General features: G+C 69.1%; 4 protein-coding genes. 1 reads left to right on the top strand and 3 read right to left on the bottom strand.

Annotated features, from left to right (window positions below):
* The 3 genes from TVH25_RS14985 to TVH25_RS14975 all read right to left on the bottom strand — a co-directional run.
* A partial coding sequence (locus TVH25_RS14985; protein ID WP_422424654.1) for an amino acid adenylation domain-containing protein occupies window positions 1–16,869 on the bottom strand: 16,869 nt, incomplete at its 3' end.
* Between the two features lie 73 nt (window positions 16,870–16,942).
* Window positions 16,943–18,115, bottom strand: coding sequence for an alkane 1-monooxygenase (locus tag TVH25_RS14980; RefSeq protein WP_296550509.1), 1,173 nt, complete (start codon window positions 18,113–18,115; stop codon window positions 16,943–16,945).
* A 197-nt stretch (window positions 18,116–18,312) separates the two neighbouring features.
* Window positions 18,313–18,516, bottom strand: coding sequence for a cold-shock protein (locus tag TVH25_RS14975; RefSeq protein WP_169618985.1), 204 nt, complete (start codon window positions 18,514–18,516; stop codon window positions 18,313–18,315).
* Window positions 18,517–18,717: 201 nt separating this feature from the next.
* On the opposite strand from TVH25_RS14975, the gene TVH25_RS14970 reads away from it, so the two are divergent.
* The gene (locus TVH25_RS14970; RefSeq protein ID WP_296550560.1) at window positions 18,718–19,938 is read left to right on the top strand and encodes a pyridoxal phosphate-dependent aminotransferase; all 1,221 of its coding nucleotides are present in this window, start codon (window positions 18,718–18,720) and stop codon (window positions 19,936–19,938) included.
* Window positions 19,939–20,192: the final 254 nt, after the last annotated feature.

Here is a 20,192-nt window from a genome sequence, read left to right as displayed (position 1 = left end):
CACCCCCCCGCCCCCCCCCCGCCCCCCCCCCCCCGCCCCCCCCCGCAACTGCGCGACGAGCCTGGTCGCGACCAGGGAAGTGCCACCGAGCGCGAAGAAGTCGTCGTCCGCCCCCACCTGTGCGACACCGAGAATATCGGAGAAGGCGTCGGCCACAGCACGTTCGGTGTCGCCCGACGGGCGGCGGAACTCGCGTGCCCGAACCTCGGGCTGTCGCAGCGCTTTCCGATCGACCTTCCCGTTGGGTGTCGTCGGCAGCGCATCGAGCACGACGAACTGCGCCGGCACCATGTACGACGGCAGCACCCGGCCCAGTGCCTCCCGCAGTCGCTGCGTATCGAGTTCACCGGTGGGCACGACGTAACCGACGAGTTGTTCCGGCCACGCCACCACTACCCCGGCCGCAACATCCTCGTGTGCGCGCAGCACCGAGTCGATTTCCCCGAGTTCGATCCGCTGGCCCCGCAGCTTGACCTGCATGTCGTTGCGGCCTACGTATTCGAGTTCGTGATGTGCGTTCCACCGCACCAGATCTCCCGTGCGGTACATCCTCGTCCCCGCACCGTCGAACGGGTTCGCCACGAACCTGTCGGCCGTCAGGTGTGCGCGTCCCGCATACCCGCGGGCCAACTGGACACCCGAGAGATAAAGCTCGCCCACGACTCCCACCGGCACGGGATGCAGACGTGTGTCGAGCACCAGGGCACCGGTGTTCCGAACGGGTGTACCGATGGGGACGCGCCCACCGCCGGAATCGGGATCGCTTCGGCGGTGCGTGGCCTGCATCGTCGTTTCGGTCGGGCCGTACAGGTTGTGCACCCCGCACCCGAGCATCCTCCGCGCGCGGTCGGCCGTCGCACCCGACAGGGCCTCACCGCCGGCAAATACCAGCCGCAACGACGGAGTGGGTTCCTCCAGCACGTCGAGCACCGCGTCGAGCACGACGGGCACGAACTGTGCCACGGACACCTCGAAATCCACCAGCGCACGCGCGAGGTACTGCGGATCGCGGTGACCGTCCGGTGCCGCGACGACCATCCGCGCTCCACTGTGCAAGGGCCAGAAGAGCTCCCACACCGATGCGTCGAACGTCAGCGGAGTCTTGAGCAGAACGGTGTCGGCAGCATCGGCGCCGAACTCCTCCTGCAACCAGTCCAGCTGGTTCACAGCCGACGCGTGCGAGACCGCCACACCCTTCGGGCGCCCCGTCGAGCCCGACGTGAACAGCACGTACGCCGTGTTGTCCGGGCGCAGTGGGCCCCGTCGCTCGGCATCCGAGATCGGCCCGTCCGGTACACCGGTCGCATCGAACGTGCCGATATCGAACACCGTCCGATCCGCGCCCAGGTGGTGGCGCGAGTCCGACAACACCAGTATCGGATCGGCGATCTCGAACACGTAGGAGATCCGCTCGGCCGCTTGCCCGGGGTCGACGGGCACGTAGGCACCGCCGGCGGCGACCACGGCGTGGACCGCGATCACCGCGTCGATCGATCGCTCCATCGCGATGGCAACGTTCGTCTCAGGGCCCACACCCAGCGAAATAAGATGCCGGGCAAGACTGTTGACTCTCGAAGCGAATTCCGCGTAGGAGTACGTGGTGTCTTCGTCGGCGACGGCGACGGCATGCGGTGTCGTCGCGGCCTGCGCGGCCGACCGATCCGGCAGGGTGGCGCCGCCCGGGCCGGTGCGCACCGCGGGGAGGCCCATCTCGTGTAGGGCCGCACGCTCCGGCGGCGCGAGCCATTCCAGGTCGCCGACGGGAGTTTCGGGATCGCGCACTGCTGCGGTGAGGATGCGGACGAACCGATCGGCGAATCCCGCGACGGTGGAAGCGTCGAAGAGGTCCGTGGCGTAGGTCCACGTCAGGTCGATACCGTCCGGAGTGCCGCCCTCCGAGAATGCTTCGTGCGCGGTGACCTGGAGATCGACCATCGCCTGGTTCAGGTCGGCCTCGACGGGTTCGATGTCGACGCCACCGAGACGGAAATCGACGGGCTGCATGTTCTGCAGCGTCAGCATCACCTGGAAGAGCGGGTTACGCGCCTGCGAACGGGCCGGTGCGAGGACCTCGACGAGGCGCTCGAACGGCACGTCGGCGTGCGCGAACGCGTGCAGATCCGTTTCCCGCACCGAGCGGAGCAGGTCCGCGAACGACCGGCCCGGGTCGATGTCGGTACGCAGGACCAGCGTGTTGACGAACATCCCGATCAGATCGTCGAGTTCGGCTTCACCACGACCGGCAACCGGCGTACCGAGCGCGATGTCGGAGGTGCCGCTGAGCCGGGCGAGAGCGGACGCCAGGGCGCTGTGCAGCACCATGAAGAGCGTGGCGTGGTGTGTTCGGGCGAGCCCGAGCAGACCTCGGTGGAGCGACGCGTCGAGACCGACCGTGTGCGACGCACCCCGATGGGACGCCACCGGGGGACGCGGCCGATCCCAGGGCAATTCGAGCTGATCCGGCAGCGACGCCAAAGTCTCGCTCCAGTACGAGATCTGCTTCGACACCACGCTGTCCGGGTCGTCCTCGGAGCCGAGGATCTGCCGCTGCCAGAGGGTGTAGTCCGCGTACTGCACCGGCAGCGGAGCCCACGTGGGCGGCTGACCTCCGACGCGCGACGCGTACGCCGTCATCACATCCCGGGTGAGCGGTCCCATCGAGAATCCGTCACCCGCGATGTGGTGCACCACGAAGACCAGGATGTATTCCTCCGGCCCGGCGCGGAACACCCGCACTCGTACCGGCACCTCCGCCGTCACGTCGAAACCCGCCGAGATCAATTCTCCGACGACGGTGAACACGTCGTCCGGATCGACCGGAACAGGCGTCGGATCGGCGTCCACCTCGGACAGCGGCACGACCCGCTGGATACCCGCGCCGTCGACCTCCGGGTATACGGTGCGCAGGATCTCGTGCCGCAGCAGCAGGTCCTCGACCGCTGCCTTCAGTGCTGCGTGGTCCAGGGCGCCCGACAACCGGAGCGCGACCGGGATGTTGTAGGTCGCGGCGCCGGGGTCGAACCGGTTGAGGAACCACATCCGCTGCTGCGCGAGCGACAGCGGAATGCGAGCGGGACGCTCCTGCACGACCAGCGCCGGGCGCGCTACCCGTCCCATGTACTCCTGCGCTGCCGCGGCGAGCGCACCCACCGTGGGCTGTTCGAACAGGACGCGGAGGGGGATGTCCGCTCCGAGTTCCGCCCCGATCCGCGACATGACCCGCGTGGCGATCAGGGAGTTGCCGCCGAGGGCGAAGAAGTCGTCGTCGAGCCCGACCCGGTCGGCGCCGAGCAGTTCGGCGTAGACCGAGGCGACGGTCTGCTGGACCGCGTTTTCCGGTGCGCGGAATGCTCGCGTCTCGAAAGCCGGGACCGGCAGCGCTTTCCGGTCGAGTTTGCCGTTCGCGGTGATCGGCAGTGTGTCGAGCACGAGGATCTGCGCGGGCACCATGTAGGACGGCAGTTCGTCGGCGATCCGGTTGCGGAGCAGGTGCGTGTCGGCGGCATTGCCGTCGGTGGGGACGACGTAGCCGATGAGCCGGTCGCCGGTGCGGGCGTCGTTGTGCACCAGCACGACAGCCTGCGCGATCCCGTCGGTGCGGGTGAGGACGGCCTCGATTTCACCGAGTTCGATGCGCAGGCCCCGCACCTGCACCTGGGCGTCGCGGCGGCCGACGAAGTCGAGCTCGCCACCGGCCGTGCGCCGCACCAGGTCTCCGGTGCGGTACATGAGCCCACCGGTGTAGGGGTTGGCGACGAAGCGGGACGCCGTCAGCTCGGGCCGGCGGTGGTAGCCGCGGGCCAGTCCGGCACCGGACAGGTACAACTCGCCGACGACACCGTCGGGCACGGGGTGCAGGCGGTCGTCGAGGACGACGGCCCCCGCACCGCGGATCGGCGCGCCGATGGTGATGACGTCGCCCGCGGTCAGCGGCGCAGTCTCCGTAATGATGATGGTGGTTTCGGTGGGGCCGTAGCAGTTGACGAACCGGCACACGGAGCCGAACTTGGCAACCAGTTCGGGAGGGCAGACGTCGCCGCCGACCATGACCGCTTCGAGGTCGGGCAGGTCGTCGGGTGTGACGGTACCGAGCGCGGCGGGCGCGGTGAGGATGTGCGTAACCCGTTCTCGCCGCAGCAGATCCGACAGTTCGGCGCCACCGACGATCTCCGGCGGCGCGACGATCATCGTGGCACCGACGGAGAACGCGGCGATCTGCTCGAACACCGAGGCGTCGAAGCTCGACGACGAGAACCGGAGCATCCTCGACGCGGAGCTCAGGCCTAGTTCGGGGCGGTGTTCGCCGGTGAAGGCCGCCAGCCCGCGGTGGGTGACGACGACACCCTTCGGGGTGCCGGTCGATCCGGAGGTATAGATCATGTAGGCGGCGGACCCGGCCGAGGTCGTCCGCCGGATCGGCGCGTCGGAGTATCCGGCGGCGGCGTCGACGCGGAGCCACGAGATGTCGGTCGACGGTGCGTCACCGTGTGTGAGCCCGAGAAGCGCACCGGAATCCGACAGCAGGTACGCGATGCGCGCGGCGGGCAGCGCGGGGTCGACCGGCACGAACGCCGCACCGGTCTTGGCCACGGCCCACAATGCGATGATCGCGTCGACCGACCGCGGGAACGACAGCGCCACGAACGTTTCCGGCGTTGCGCCGTGCTCGGCGAGCATGCGGGCGAGACGGTTCGACGCACGATCCAGCTCGGTGTACGTCAGGTGCCTGGCCCCGTCGGTGGCCGCGATGCCGTCCGGGTTCGCGGCGACACCCCCCGCGAAGATCTCCGGCAGCACGCGTACCGGCACATCCGTGGGTACGGCGTGCCGGAGCGCACGGGCGGCGTCGCTCTCCCCCATGAGCGGCACCTCGCCCACCGGCACGGCGGGGTTCTCGGTCACGGCGTCCAGCAGCCGCAGCCATCGCCGCGTCAAGGATTCCGCGGTACCGGCATCGAACAGGTCGGTCGCGTAGGTCAGCGACCCGGCGAGGCCGCCGTCGTCGTCGCGGAGGGTGAATTCGAGGTCCACCTTCGCGACATCGATACCCGGCTCGACGGGTTCGATCTCGAGGCCGGGTAGTTCGAGGACACCCGTGCCCTGGTTCTGGAGCGACAGTGTCACCTGGAACAGCGGCGCGTGGCTTTGCGAGCGGACAGGGTCGACGGCGTCGACGATCTGCTCGAACGGCACGTCGGCGTGCCCGAACGCGGCGAGGTCGGCGTCGCGGGTCTGCTCGAGGGTCCGATCGAAGCCGGCGGCCGGGTCGAACCGGGTGCGCAGCACGAGGGTGTTGACGAACATGCCGACGACGTCGTCGAGCGCTGCCTCCCCGCGACCGGCGACGGGGGTGCCGACGCTGACGTCGTCGGTGTTGCCGAGCCGCGCGAGCAGAACGGACAGGGCGGCGTGGAGTGCCATGAAGCGCGTGGCGCCGTGCGCCCGGGCGAGGGCGTCGAGTGCGTCCACGGTGTCTGCACCGATGCGGAAGTCGGTTCGTGCGCCGCGTTGCGAGGCGACCGCCGGGTGGGGCCGGTCGGCGGGCACCTCGAGCACGGCCGGGACGTCGTCGAGTGCCTCGGTCCAGTAGGCGAGCTGACGCGCTGCCAGCGATCCGGCGTCGGCGGGATCGCCGAGCACGGCGCGCTGCCACACCGCGAAATCGGCGTACTGCACAGCGAGCGGCGCCCACTGCGGAGCGGCGCCGGCGAGCCGGGCGCTGTAGGCGACGAGGATGTCGCGGGCCAGCGGCACGGTGGAGGCGCCGTCGGCGGCGATGTGGTGCACGACCACCACGAGCACGTGCTCGTCGGCTGAAGCCTGGAGCAGGGCGCCGCGAATCGGGACCTCGGTCGTGACGTCGAATCCGCGCGAGAGCACGGCGAGGATCTCGTCACGCTCGGTATCGGCGGTGATCGGGCGCGGCGTCAGGTTCACCGGGGCGTCGTCGAGGACCACCTGGTGTGGACCGTCGGCGTCGGGGAAGACCGTCCGCAGGGTCTCGTGCCGCTGCACGACGTCGTGCACCGCGGCGCGCAGCGCGTCGTGGTCGAGTCGGCCGCGCAGTCGCACGGCGACGGGGACGTTGTAGACCGGCGACGTGGGATCGAACCGGTTGATCAGCCACATCCGCTGCTGCGCCGGCGAGAGCGGAATGCGGTCGGGGCGGGGCCCGGTGACGAGCGGCGGGCGCGGCCCCGGCCCACCGTCCCCGACGACGGCCGCCAGTGCGGCCACGGTCGGGTTCTCGAACACCGCGCGCACCCCGAGCGACGCGTCGAGTCGCGCAACCACACGGGTCGCCGAGAGGGAGTTACCGCCGAGGGCGAAGAAGTCGTCGTGCGCACCTGCCTGCTCGAGACCGAGCACGTCGGCGTACACCGCCGCGACCCGCCTTTCGGCGTCGGTACGCGGTGCGACGAACTGTGCGGCGGCGAAGACGGGTTCGGGCAGTGCCCGCAGATCGACCTTGCCCGCACCGGTGAGGGGGAAGGCGTCGACGACGGTGATCGCCGAGGGCACCATGTAGTCGGGCAGGGCGCGGGCAGCGTGAGCGGTCACGTCGGCGGCGACGATCGCGTGACCGGGTGCCGGCACCACGTAGGCCACCACGGCGCCGGTTGCGGCGTGGGGCACGCTCACGGCAGCGTCGACGGACGGATGCCCGGACAGGACGGCGTCGATTTCGGACAGTTCGATTCGATGGCCGCGAACCTTCACCTGGAAGTCGTTGCGTCCCAGGTATTCCAGCGTTCCGTCCGCGGTCTTCCGGACGCGGTCGCCCGTTCGGTACATGAGTCCGCCACCGACGGGGTCGGCGACGAACCGCGTTGCGGTGAGCTCGGCGCGATCGTGGTAACCCCGCGCGAGCCCCGCGCCGGATACGTACAGTTCGCCGGGCACTCCCGTGGGCGCCGGTTGCAGCCGGTCGTCGAGAACCATCGCGGACGTGCCGAGCACGGCACGGCCGATGCGCACCGGTTCTCCCGGCGTCATCGGACCGAAATGCGTTGCCATGATGGTCGACTCGGTGGGACCGTAGGCGTTGAACATCGCCCGGCCCGGCGCCCATCGTGCCACCAGCGACGGTTCGCATGCCTCACCGCCGACGACGACCACCCGGACATGCGGCAGCGTCTCGGGATCGAGTGTCGCCAGTGCCGCGGGCGTGAGGAAGAGGTGCGTCACGCCGGTGTCGGTGAGCACCGTCCCGAGTTCGGTGCCCCCGTAGATACCGGTGGGGACGAGCACGAGGGTCGCTCCCCCACCGACCGCCATCAGCAGTTCGAGCATCGACGCGTCGAAGCTGGGTGACGCGAATGCCGCGACGCGGTCACCGGGCCGCACGCCGTAGTGGCGTTGCTGCTCGGCGACGAATGCGGCGAGGCCGCGGTGGGTGACGACCACGCCTTTGGGCACGCCTGTGGAACCGGAGGTGTAGATCAGGTAGGCGGGATGGTCGGGGTGCGGTTCGCGCGCAGGGACGGGCCGGTCGTCGTCGGTCTGCGCGGCAGCGTCGAGCCACCGCATCTCGTCGGGCAGGGCCTTGCGGTGTGCGTCGGTGGTGAGACCGAGGCGCACACCCGAGTCGGTGAGCATGTGCTCGATGCGAGCCGCCGGATAGGTCGGATCGACGGGCAGGAATGCGGCGCCGGTTCGGGCGACCGCCCAGACTGCGAGTACCGATTCCACCGAACGTTCCACGGCGACGGCAACGACCGTCTCGGGGCCTGCGCCGGCCTCGATCAGCGTGTGTGCGAGCGCTGAGGAGCGGCGGTCGAGTTCGCCGTAGGTGACGATGCGCGTCCCGGAGACGAGCGCGGGTGCGTCGGGATCGGCGGCAGCCTCGGCAAGTAGCTGCGGGAGCGTGCGTACGCCGACGGATTCGGGGCGGCGCAGCAGTTCGTCGTGCTCGGCGTGCGAGAGCAGGTTCAGCGAGCCGACGGAGGCATCCGGAGCTGCCACGGCCGACTCCAGCACCCGCACGTAGCGCTCGACCAGCAATGCGGCGGTGGTGTCGTCGAACAGGTCGCGGGCGAAGGTCAGCGTGACGGTCGCGTGCCGCTCGTGCTCGGTAACGGCGAATTCGAGGTCGAACTTGGCGATCCCGAAATCGACGGGCAGCACCTCGATGTCGAGACCGGGCAGCGTCACCGCACCCGGCTGCGGCACGTCGAGCGCGAGCACCGTCTGGAACAGCGGTTGGTGCGACGTAGAGCGCGCCGGGGCGAGTGCCTCGACGAGTTGCTCGAACGGGAGATCGGCGTGTGAGTACGCGGCAAGGTCGGTGTCGCGCACCGCGGTCAGGGCCGCTGCGAACGAGAACGAGGCATCGAACCGGGTGCGCAACGGGAGGGTGTTGACGAACATGCCCACCACGTCGTCGAGGTCACGATGGCCGCGACCGGCGACGGGCGTGCCGACGGTGACGTCGTAGGTCCCGCCGGTTCGGGAGAGCAGTACCGCAAGGGCGGTGTGCAGCACCATGAACAGCGATGCGTCGTGCGCCCTCGCCAGTTCTGCCGCGCGGCCATATACCGGTGCGGGCACGTCGACGGTGACCGTGCCGCCCCGGAACGAAGGGACCGCCGGTCGACGACGGTCGGCGCGCAGGTCCAAGACCTCGGGGGCATCGGCCAGGGCGTCCCGCCAGAAGGCGAGTTGACGGGCCGCCACCGAGTCGGGGTCGTCGGTGCTGCCGAGAAGTCCTTGCTGCCAGAGTGCGTAGTCGGCGTACCCGACCGGCAACGGCTCCCACGCCGGGGCGCTGCCGGCGCTGCGTGCACCGTAGGCGGCGACCAGATCGCGGGCGAGCGCTTGCATCGACCAGCCGTCGATCGCGATGTGATGCACGACCAGCACGAGGACGTGCCGGTCGGCGTCTTCGCGGACGATATTCAGCGCGAGGGGAATCTCACGGGTGACGTCGAAACCGCGGGCGACGACCTCGAGGAGCCATTCGTCGAGCGTCCCGTGCAGGGCGTCGGCGTCGAGTGTGAGTGCATCGATCACCTCGGCGGCCGGCAGGATCTCCTGCCGGGGACCGTCGCCGGTATCCGGGTAGCGGGTGCGCAGCGTCTCGTGCCGGTCCACGATGTCGGTGACCGCGGCGCGCAGCGCGTCGATGTCGAGCGTGCCGGTCAGGCGTAGCGCGACCGCCACGTTGTAGGCACCCGAGGCCGGGTCGAAGCGGTTGACGAACCACATGCGCGCCTGCGCCGGTGAGAGCGGGATGTGTTCTGGGCGCGGCCCCGCGACGAGCGGCGGACCCGTCTGCCGGTCTTGTTGTCCGTCGATGAGAGTGGACAGTCCGGCCACCGTGGCGTTGTCGAACAGATCGCGGATCTGCAGGCGGGTGTCGAAGGTGTCGTCGAGGCGGGCGAGCAGCCTGGTCGCGGTCAGCGAGTTACCGCCGAGATCGAAGAAGTTCGCCGTCGCGCCGAGGCCGTCGCGTCCGAGCACGTCGGCCACGATCGCCGCGACTGTCTCCTCGGTTGCGGTGGCCGGGGCGACGTACTCGGTGCCGGAGCCGAATTCCGGTGCGGGGAGGGCTTTGCGGTCGAGTTTGCCGTTGGAGGTCACCGGGAACGCGTCGAGCACCATCGCGACGGTGGGAACCATGTGCCGCGGGAGGCGCGCTGCGGCGTGCGCGAGGACGGCCTCGCTGTCCACGGCGCCGACCACGTACGCGACCAGGTGTTCCCCGGCTGCGTGGTCGCGATGCAGTGCGACCACGGCCTGCGCGACGGCGTCGTGTTCGAGTAGCGCGGACTCGATCTCTCCGAGTTCGATGCGCTGACCCCGGAGCTTCACCTGGAAGTCGCTGCGGCCCACGTACTCGAGGACGCCGTCGGCGCGCCACCGGACCACGTCGCCGGTGCGGTAGAGACGTGCTGGGCCGGACGGGTCGGCGACGAATCGCGCTGCCGTCAGGCCGGGTGCCGCGTGGTATCCGCGAGCGAGTTGCACTCCCCCGAGGTACAGCTCGCCCTCGACGCCCACCGGGACCGGACGGAGGCGCGAGTCCAGCACGCGCACAGTCGTGTTCCAGACAGGTGCTCCGATGGGCACCGGGTTCTCCCCGGCCACCGTCGGATGAGCGGTGACGTCGACCGCGGCTTCCGTCGGCCCGTACAGGTTGTGGAGGGGCACGCCGAGGCTCTCGGCGAACCGTGCGACGGTGGTGGCGGGTAGCGCCTCCCCACTGGTGAACACCTGCCGCATGCTGCCGCAGCGGCCGAGGTCGGCGCCGGCGAGGAAGACGTCGAGCATCGATGGCACGAAATGCAGTGTGGTGACGCCGTATTCGTCGATCACGCGAGAGAGGTAGCGCGGGTCGCGGTGCCCGTCCGGGCTCGCGAGCACCACCGAGGCACCGGTGAGCAACGGCCAGAACAGCTCCCACACCGACACATCGAATGTCGCGGGAGTCTTCTGCAGCACCACATCGTCGGCCGTAAGCGAATAGGTGTCCTGCATCCACAGCAGGCGGTTGACGATGCTGCGGTGCGAGATGGCGACACCCTTGGGGCGTCCGGTGGACCCGGACGTGAACAGCACGTAGGCCAGGTCGTCGGGGTGGAGCGGCGCACGGCGGTCGAGATCGGTGAGCGGAGCGCCGGAGAACCCGGCCGTGTCCGGCAGAGCGCTGAGCACCAGGGCGGGGGCAGCCGTATCGAGTACGTGTGCGGTGCGCGACGCGGGTTGTTCGGGGTCGATCGGCACGTAGGCGGCGCCGGCGGTGACGACGGCGTGGATCGCGGTGAACTGGTCGAGCGACCGCGGCATCGCGACGCCCACCAGGTCGCCGGGGCCGATGCCGTCGGCGACGAGGGCACGGGCGAGGCGGTTGACCCGCGACGCGAATTCCGAATACGGCAGTGCGGGAGCGCCCTCGACGAGGACGGCCCGCGTGTCGGGAGTCCGCTGCGCTTGTTGCGCAAGAAGGTCCACGAGCGTGGTGGGTGGCAGATCCCGATCCGGGCCGCGTTCGAATCCGGCGACGGTGTCTCGTTCGCCGGGCAGGAAGACGTCGACGTCCCCGACGTGCGTGTCGGGCCTGGTCGCCGCGGTCTCGAGTACTCCGACGAGGCGCCGCGCGATGCGGTCCACGGTGGCGCGGTCGAACAGGTCGGTGCGGTAGCGCACGCTCAGGCGCAACCTCGGTTCGAGGATCGCCATGACGGTGAGCGGGTAGTGCGTGGCGTCGCGGGCATCGATACCCGTGACGCGCATGCCGGCGAAGTCGGTGGTCTCGTCGAAACCGGCGCGGTCGACGGGGTACGACTCGAAGACGGTGAGGGTGTCGAACAGTGTTCCGGCACCGATGTTCTGCTGGATGCTGCCCAGACCCACGTGGTGATGGTCGAGCATCGACACCTGCGCGTCCTGCACGCTGCGCAGCACGTCGGCGACGGTGTCCCCGGGCTCGAACTCGACGCGCACCGGCACCGTGTTGATGAACAGGCCCAGCATGTTCTCCACGCCGGGCAGTTCTGCGGGGCGACCGGACACGGTCGCGCCGAAGACCACATCCGAACGCGTGAGCATCCGGCCCAGGACGAGCGCCCACGCGACCTGCACGACCGTGTTGACGGTGATCCCGGTCTCACGCGACTGCTCGGTGAGCGCGGTGAGCAACCCGTCGGGCAGATCGACGTCGATCTCACCGGGGTTGTCCTCGAAGGACGCTTCGGCGTTCGGCGCGACGAGCGTCGGCTCGGTAACGCCGGCGAGCAACTCGCTCCACGCCTGGAGCGACCGGTCCGTGTCCTGCTCGCGCCACCAACGGAGATAGTCCCGGTACGGCGCGGGCTCGGCCAGCGCGTCCCGGGATATGTAGTGGGTGAGGATCTCTCGGACGAGTAGGGGCATCGACCACCCGTCGAGCACGAGGTGGTGGTTGGTCAGTACGAGCGTCGCGCGGTCGTCGTCGGTGCGGACGAGTACTGCCCGCAGCAGGGGCGGCCGGGCGGGGTCGAAGGGTGTTCCGCGCTCGGAGTCGAGTATCTCGGCGGCTCCACCCGCACCGGCCCGCACCTCGCGCCACGGCACGGCGACGCGATCGAGCACGAGTTGCACCGGGTCCCCGTTCTCGTCGTGGACGAACGCGGTGCGCAGGCCGGCGTGCCGGGCGACGACCGCGTCGACGGCGCTGCGCAGCCGGTCGCTGTCCACGGCACCGGCCAGTTCGAGGGTCAGTTGCGCGACGTAGACGTCGAGCGAGCCGGCGGCGAGCCGGGTGTGGAACAGCAACCCTGCCTGGAGCGGCGGGAGGGGCCAGATGTCGCGCACGGCCGGGTACTCGGCTTCCCACTGCTCGATCTGGCGCTGGCCCACGGCGACGAGCGGCACGTCGGACGGGGTCAGGCCGCCCGCGTCGGGACGATCGAGGTGCGCGGCGAGACCGGTGAGGGCGCTGCGCCACAGTTCGGCCAGTTCGGCGACGTCCTCGGAGGAGACCAGGCGCGGCACGTACGCGAACGACGCGGTGAGGCGTGGTCCGTCGGGACCGTCGACGACCATGGCGTTGATGTCGATCGCCGCTGCGGCGGCGAGCCCGGAGGTCCGGTTCGGATCGAGATCGAGGTCGTCGGGTACCCAGCCGATCTCGCGGATCTCGTCGGGGATGTGACCCGAGGTGAGCCGGCCGAGGTAGTTGAACGAGAGCTGGGATGCGGGCAGATCCGCGAGCACCGTTCCGGTCTCGCCGTCGAGGTACCGCAGGATGCCGTAGCCGATACCGTGGTTCGGCACGGCGGCAAGCTGTTCCTTCACCGCTTTGACCGCGGTGCCCGCTGCGGCTCCGCCGGCCAGGGCGTCGTCGAGGTCGCCGGTGACGGCGAGACGCACCGGGTAGGCACTGGTGAACCAGCCGACGGTGCGCGCAAGGTCTGCGGGGTCCGGCGTATCGAGATCACGCCCGTGGCCTTCGAGGGTCAGCAGCAGCGAGCGCTCGGCACCGTCGTCCCAGCGTGCGGCCGCCAGCGCGAGGGCGGTGAGCAACCCGTCGGCGGCGCCGCTGCCGTAGAGCGCGGGCAGCCGGGTCAGGACGGCGTCGGTGACCGCCGGGTCGAGTGCGACGTCGATGCGCCGGGTGGCGGCGAGGGTGTCGACGTCCGGGTCGAGGGTGCCGATCCCGCGCAACGGACGGGCCCCGGTCAGCGTGCGCTGCCAGTAGACGAGTTCGTCGGCGAACGTGCCGTCGCGAGCGGCGTCGTGCAGGGCGTGCGCCCAGCGGCGGAAGGACGTACCGATCGGCGGGAGAACAGGCTCCTGGGCCGCCGCGACCTGCATCCAGGCCTGTCCGAGGTCGGGGAGCAGCACCCGCCACGACACCCCGTCGACGACGAGGTGGTGCGCGACGAGCAGGAGTTTGCCCTGCGTATCGGCTGCGTCCACGTCGAACCACACGGCCTGCAGCGTCACACCCGCGGCAGGATCGAGCGCCGCTGCGGCACTGTCGCATCGGGACGCGATCAGATCCTCGATGTCGTCGAGGTCCGCGACGGGAACGCGCGTGACGAGGGTTCCGGGATCGGCGGCGCCGGCACGGACCTCCCAGGTGTCGCCGCGCATCACCGAGCGCAGCATGTCGTGGCGGTCGAGCACGGCACCGAGCGCTGCGGACAGGTGTTCGGCGGTGAGGCCGGCGGGGGTGGTGACGAGTACCGCCTGCGCGAACGTGGAGTAGTCGCCGCGCCGGAGCATGTCGTGCACGATGGGCGTCAGCGGAATCTGGCCGGCACCGCCACCGGGCAGTTCTGCCATGACCGTGGTCGCCGACACCGCGGTGGCGACACGAGCCAGCGCGGCAATCGTCTTGTGCTCGAAAATCTGCCGTGCCGTGATGTGCAGCCCCGCATCCTTGGCGCGGGCGGCGAACTGCATCGCCACGATGCTGTCGGCGCCGAGCGCGAACAGCGAATCGTCGACACCGACCCGTTCGACGTCGAGGAGCCCCACCGCGAGTTCGGCGAGTGCAATCTCCGAATCTGTCCGGGGCGCGCGGAATTCGGCCGACTCGAACCGTGGTGCCGGTAGGGCGGCGCGGTCGAGCTTGCCCGCGGGCGTCACCGGAATGTGGTCCAGTTCCATCAGCGCGGCGGGAATCATGTGTGACGGCAGCATCCGGCCGACGCCCTCGAGGAGCGTCGCTGCGTCGAAGAGGTGGTCCGATTCCATCCGCACGTACGAGATCGGCACGCTCGAGTGCCCGGTGTCGTGGACGACGGACGCCGCGTAGTCGACCCCCGGTTGTTCGAGCAGCGCCGTGTCGATTTCACCGAGTTCGATGCGGAATCCGCGGATCTTCACCTGGAAGTCGGAGCGGCCCAGGAATTCGAGTTCGTGGTCGACGGTCCAGCGCACGTCGTCACCGGTGCGATAGAGGCGGCCACCGGGCTCGAACGGGTTGGCGACGAACCGGTCGGCGGTCTGTCCCGGCCGGGAGTGGTATCCCCGGGCCAGCGCAGGGCCCCCGAGATACAGCTCACCCACGAATCCCACTGGGACGGGCCGCAATCTGCGGTCGAGGACCACGGCCGCGACACCGTCGAGCGGCCGCCCGATGGTGATCCGGTCACCCGAGAGCAGCGGGCTCCCCGCGGTGACCACGATGGTGGTTTCGGTCGGCCCGTAGCTGTTGGTGAACCGGCTGACGGCACCGAAACGCTCGACGAGGTCGGGAGTACAGACGTCACCGCCCACCACGACGGCGTCGAGAGCGTCGAGTCCGGTGGGGTCGACGGTGGTGAGCACGGTCGGCGCCGACACGATGTGGGTGACACGGCTGCTGCGCAACAGATCGGCGAGATCCTGCCCGCCGAGGATGTGCGGCGGGGCGACCACCATCGCCGCGCCGGCGCTGAACGCCTGCAGCATCTCGAAGATCGATGCGTCGAAACTCGCCGACGAGAAACGCAACATCCTCGATTCGGGAGTGAGGCCGAGTTCCGGCCGGGCGTCGGCGTCGAACGCGGCGAGCCCGGAGTGGGTGACCACCACGCCCTTCGGTGTGCCGGTCGAACCGGAGGTGTAGATCATGTAGGCGGGATGCTCGGGCCTGGCCGCCACGATCGGCGGCGCATCCACAGCCGGATGCGCGTCGTCGGCAGCGAGCCAGCGCGGACCCGTGGGCAGGTGGGGTATCCGGTCGCGCGTGCTGATGCCGAGTCGCGCCCCGGAGTCCCGGATCATGTACGCGAGACGTTCCGCGGGCAGCGCCGGATCGATCGGCACGAACGCGGCGCCGGTCTTCGCCACGGCCCAGAGGGCTACCAGCGCTTCGGCACTGCGCTCCATGCTCAGCACGACGAACGTTTCGGGAACGGCGCCGGCGTCGGCGAGCACCCGGGCGAGCCGATCGGAGCGCTCGTCGAGGGCGCGGTAGGTCAGCGTCCGGTCGCCGTCGAGGACGGCGATGCCGTCGGGGTTGCGCCGCACCCCTTGCGCGAGAAGGTCCGGCAGCATCCGGACGGGGCGCGGCGGGCGGCCGCGGAACGGGACGAGCATGTCCCGCTCGTCCTCGTGGAGCACGTCGAGCGCGCCCACGGTGCCGTCGCATTCCGCGAAGTCGGCAAGGAACTCGATGAATCGGCTGTGGTGAGAGCGTAATTCGTCGATGGAGTACAGGTTCGGGTTGGCTTCGAGGTCGATGTGCGCCGGATCGCCGGGTTTGCTCGGATAGATGTTGAGCGAGAGGTCCTCGACCGGCCCCGTGCTGACCACGTGCAGTCGGCCGACGAGATCGCCGAGACGGATCTCCGTTCCGAACATCATGATGTTGACGGCAGGACCGAAGAAACCGCGATCGGCTCCGCCCCTCCCGGTGTCGCGCCGCATGTCCTCGTGCCGGTACCGCTGATGACGCAGCGCTCCGGTGAGTTCGAGTTGCACGCGGGACGTGATGTCGGGAGCGGTGTCCGCGGGGTCCACGCCCACTCGGATCGGCACGACGTTCGAGACCATGCCCCCGGAGCGTCGCAACTTGACGGTCGTGCGTGCCGAGACCGGCAGGCTGAGCACGATGTCGGATTCGCCCGTGACCCGGGCGAGGAAGGCGGCGAACGCCGCGATGACCACGCTCGCGAAGGTGGCCTGCTCGTCACGGGCGACGACCCGTTCGATGGACGCCGACACCTCGTCGGGCAGCGGCGCGCTGTAGCGGACCGGATTGGGGCCGACCGGCGCCGCCCGGCCGGAGAGGCCGATCGGGTGCGGCAGGTCGCGGACCCGCGCGGCCCAGTACTCCCGGTCGGTCGCGAACCGGCCCGATGCGCGGTAGCGGTTCTCGTCGTCGACGATCTCGTGGAGCGCGCTGACGGGGAACGACGCGGGTTCGCGGCCTTCCTTGGCGGCGGTGTACCGCTCGGCGATGCGGTTGACGAAGGTTGTGGCGCCGAATCCGTCCAGCGCAACGTGGTGGATCCGGGTGTAGACGAAGTACCGGGCGTCGGCGATGCGCAGAATCGCGCACACGATGAGCCGGTCCTCGAGCATGTCCAGCGGGGTGCGGTACTCGGCCCGCATCCATGCGAGCGCAGCGGCTTCGGGATCGGGGCTCTCACGCAGGTCGAGAACGGTGGCCCGATCGTTGAGATCGGGATCGATCACCTGGTACGGCTGCCCGTCGTGCTCGAACAACCGGAGCATCCCGGTGCCGATTTCGCGACCGGTGGCCGCACCGGCGTCCGCGAAGGCCTCGGTGTCCAGATCACCGTGGACGTCGATGTACTGGGCAATGGTGAGCGGGATGTCGCCGAGCAGATGCTGGGCGAACCAGATCCCGCGCTGCGCCGACGAGAGTGGGAAGCCCGCCTGACGCTCGTCGTCGACGAGCACCGGCCCACGCGCATACTGCTGTTCCACTCGGCTCCCGACGCTAGTGAAAAAGATTCCGGATCGTTATTCGGACAAGATCGTTCCGTAATATAGCTTCGCGTCAGTCCGAGTATCTGGCAAGGAGCAAATCTCGCTTCGGGGGGTGGATGTTGATGCGTGACAAATCCCGGCCGTAATGCTCCAGCAGCCTCTGATCCATGATCCGTCGCCAGAGCGGCGGGACCAGCGACAGCACGATCAGGACCGCGTATCCGGCGGGAAGCTGAGGCGCGTCGGGCATGGAGCGCAGCGTCTGGTAGCGGCGCAGCGGGTTCGCGTGATGGTCGCTGTGCCGCTGGAGGTTGTAGAGGAAGACGTTCGAGCAGACATGATTGCTGTTCCAACTGTGCTCCGGAGCGACCCGTTCGTACCCGCCGCCGGGACGGCTCCGCCGCAGCAACCCGTAGTGCTCGATGTAGTTCGCGCCTTCGAGAAACATGATGGCAAGGGCTGCCTGCACGACCAGCCACGGTGCGATCGACCAGCCGAACACCGCGATGAGCGCCGCGTACAGCACTGTGCTCATGAGCCAGGCACTGAGCACGTTGTTATGCCGCACATTCCACCACGAGAGGCCACGGCGCTTCAGCCGCGCGTTCTCGTACCGCACCGCCGAACCGAGGCTGCCGAACACCGAACGCGGCAGGAATCGCCAGTACCCTTCACCGAAGCGTGCCGTCGCAGGATCCTCCGGTGTGGCAACCCTGATGTGGTGCCCGTGATTGTGCTCGACGTAGAAGTGACCGTAGAAAGATTGGGCGAGCGCCACTTTCGCAAGGTTTCTTTCGATCGACGTGCGCTTGTGCCCGAGCTCGTGCGCTGCGTTGATGCCGACTCCGCCGACGATGCCCAAGGTCGCGGCCAGGGCGAACTTTTCGGCGCCGCCCATGGGCTGCGACACCCAGAGCCAGCAGCCGAAGACGAACCCGGCGTACTGCAGCGGCAGGTAGAGGTACGTGCAGTACCGGTAGTACCGGTCGTTCTCGAGGGGTTTCATCACCTCGTCGGGCGGGTTGCCGGTGTCGACCTTGGCAAGCGCATCGATCAGCGGGCAGATCACCGCGATGATGATGGCGCCGGTCGCCCAGAACACCCCGAGGTGGAAGTGCTGCACCAGAACGTAGGCGAGAAACGGGCTCAACGGGATCGCCAGTCCGTACAACCAGAGGTAGCGCTTCGGATCCCGCCATCGCGCACCCGAGCTTGCGCGCTCGGTGTCGCCCCCCACGCTCATTCCCACCTCACACCGGTTCCGTCTCCGACGGCTTATCGAATCCCCACCGACCACAACGCGACTCGCACGCCGGATCGGCTACACAGTATCCATGGGGCCAGATGTGCGGTGAGACCCGGATCGGCACCGGGAGCAGACACGGCGACGGCGCCGCACCCTGAGATGCGACGCCGCCGCTCGGTCAGCAGAGATGCGCTTCAGATAGCGCGCACACCCTGGGCCTGCGGGCCCTTCTGACCCTGGCCGATCTCGAACTCGACGCGTGCTCCCTCGTCGAGCGACTTGAATCCCGAGCCCTGGATCTCGGAGTAATGAACGAAAACGTCCGCGCCCCCACCGTCCTGCTCGATGAATCCGAAGCCCTTTTCTGCGTTGAACCACTTGACAGTGCCCTGCGCCATACCACTTGCTCCTAATCTTCCCGTACGTCACCCCGACGTACGGCCTTGCTGGAATCCCAATCATCGCACTTATCCGGACATTCGTCGCGGTGGATCCCGCCTTAATTCCGCGTGTCGGGAAAATGCGGATGAAATCGGTTTGCGGGACGGTGGCACCATAGAGCCGTGACTAACGAGGAACAGGGCCAGCTTCACCACCGCATGAGCCGCCGTCTGGAGCAGTCGTCCAAGCTCCAGAACGTGCTGTACGAGATCCGCGGACCGGTGCACGCGCATGCGGCACGGCTCGAAGCGGAGGGCAATCGCATCCTCAAGCTCAACATCGGCAACCCCGCACCCTTCGGGTTCGAGGCGCCGGACACGATCGTGCAGGACATGATCGGGTCGCTTCCGCATGCCCAGGGGTACTCGGAGTCCAAGGGCATCGCGCCGGCCCGGCGCGCGATCGTCACCCGCTACGAGCTGGTCCCGGGCTTCCCCAAGTTCGACATCAACGACGTCTACCTCGGCAACGGCGTGTCCGAACTCATCACCATGACGATGCAGGCGCTGCTCGACGACGGCGACGAAGTGCTCATCCCCGCACCGGACTACCCGCTGTGGACTGCGATGACATCGCTCGGCGGCGGCACACCCGTCCACTACCTGTGCGACGAGACCAACGGCTGGAATCCCGACATCGAGGACATCGAGTCGAAGATCACCGAGCGCACCAAGGCGATCGTGGTGATCAACCCGAACAACCCCACCGGCGCGGTGTACTCCCGCGAGGTGCTCGAGCAGATCGTGCGACTGGCACGCAAGCACCAGCTGCTGCTGCTCGCCGACGAGATCTACGACAAGATCCTCTACGACGACGCCAAGCACGTCTCCCTCGCGACGCTGGCCCCCGACCTGCTGTGCATCACGTACAACGGGTTGTCGAAGGCGTATCGCGTCGCCGGCTACCGGTCGGGCTGGATGGTCATCACCGGCCCGAAGGACCACGCCGCCGGATTCCTCGAGGGCATCGATCTGCTCGCATCCACTCGCCTGTGCCCGAACGTTCCGGCCCAGCACGCCATCCAGGTGGCCCTGGGTGGCTACCAGAGCATCGACGACCTGGTGCTGCCCGGCGGGCGCCTGCTCGAGCAGCGGGACGTCGCGTGGGAGCGCCTGAACGCGATTCCGGGCGTGAGCTGCGTCAAGCCGCGCGGCGCGCTGTACGCGTTCCCCCGGCTCGACCCCGAGGTGTACGACATCCACGACGACGAGCAACTGGTCCAGGATCTGCTGTTGCAGGAGCGCATCCTGGTCACACAGGGCACGGGCTTCAACTGGCCCGCCCCGGACCACTTCCGCATCGTCACGCTGCCGTGGGCCCGGGACCTCTCCGTTGCGATCGAGCGGATCGGCAACTTCCTCTCGAGCTACAAGCAGTAGCGGCACGCCCGCGAAAGCGATCGTTGCGGAACGGTGACGCAGGGGCGCTAGAGGCGAAAGTCCCTGTTCGGTGCCCTCGGAGTCTGTTCGGACCTGGACGGTCCGTCCGATTCGTGAGGAGCGCCACAGAATCGCGGGCCCCGCGGACCCCCAAAAGCAAGTAGCTTGGATTTCGGCACTCAGTGCCGGGCTCCCTGACCGACGCCATCCCCCCTGTGCGAGGTCAGGTGACGGTGGCGGGGACACCCCCCTGC

It is taken from the genome of Rhodococcus sp. 7Tela_A2 (assembly GCF_049311045.1).
Taxonomy (GTDB): domain Bacteria; phylum Actinomycetota; class Actinomycetes; order Mycobacteriales; family Mycobacteriaceae; genus Rhodococcus.
The sequence above is the reverse complement of the archived record's forward strand: the minus strand, read 5'-3'. Positions and strand labels throughout refer to the sequence as shown.

Excerpts from the sequence above, each read along its gene's own strand:
- TVH25_RS14980 (WP_296550509.1), bottom strand. The coding sequence starts at position 18,115 with ATGAGCGTGGGGGGCGACACCGAGCGCGCAAGCTCGGGTGCGCGATGG.
- TVH25_RS14975 (WP_169618985.1), bottom strand. The coding sequence starts at position 18,516 with ATGGCGCAGGGCACTGTCAAGTGGTTCAACGCAGAAAAGGGCTTCGGA.
- TVH25_RS14970 (WP_296550560.1), top strand. The coding sequence starts at position 18,718 with ATGAGCCGCCGTCTGGAGCAGTCGTCCAAGCTCCAGAACGTGCTGTAC.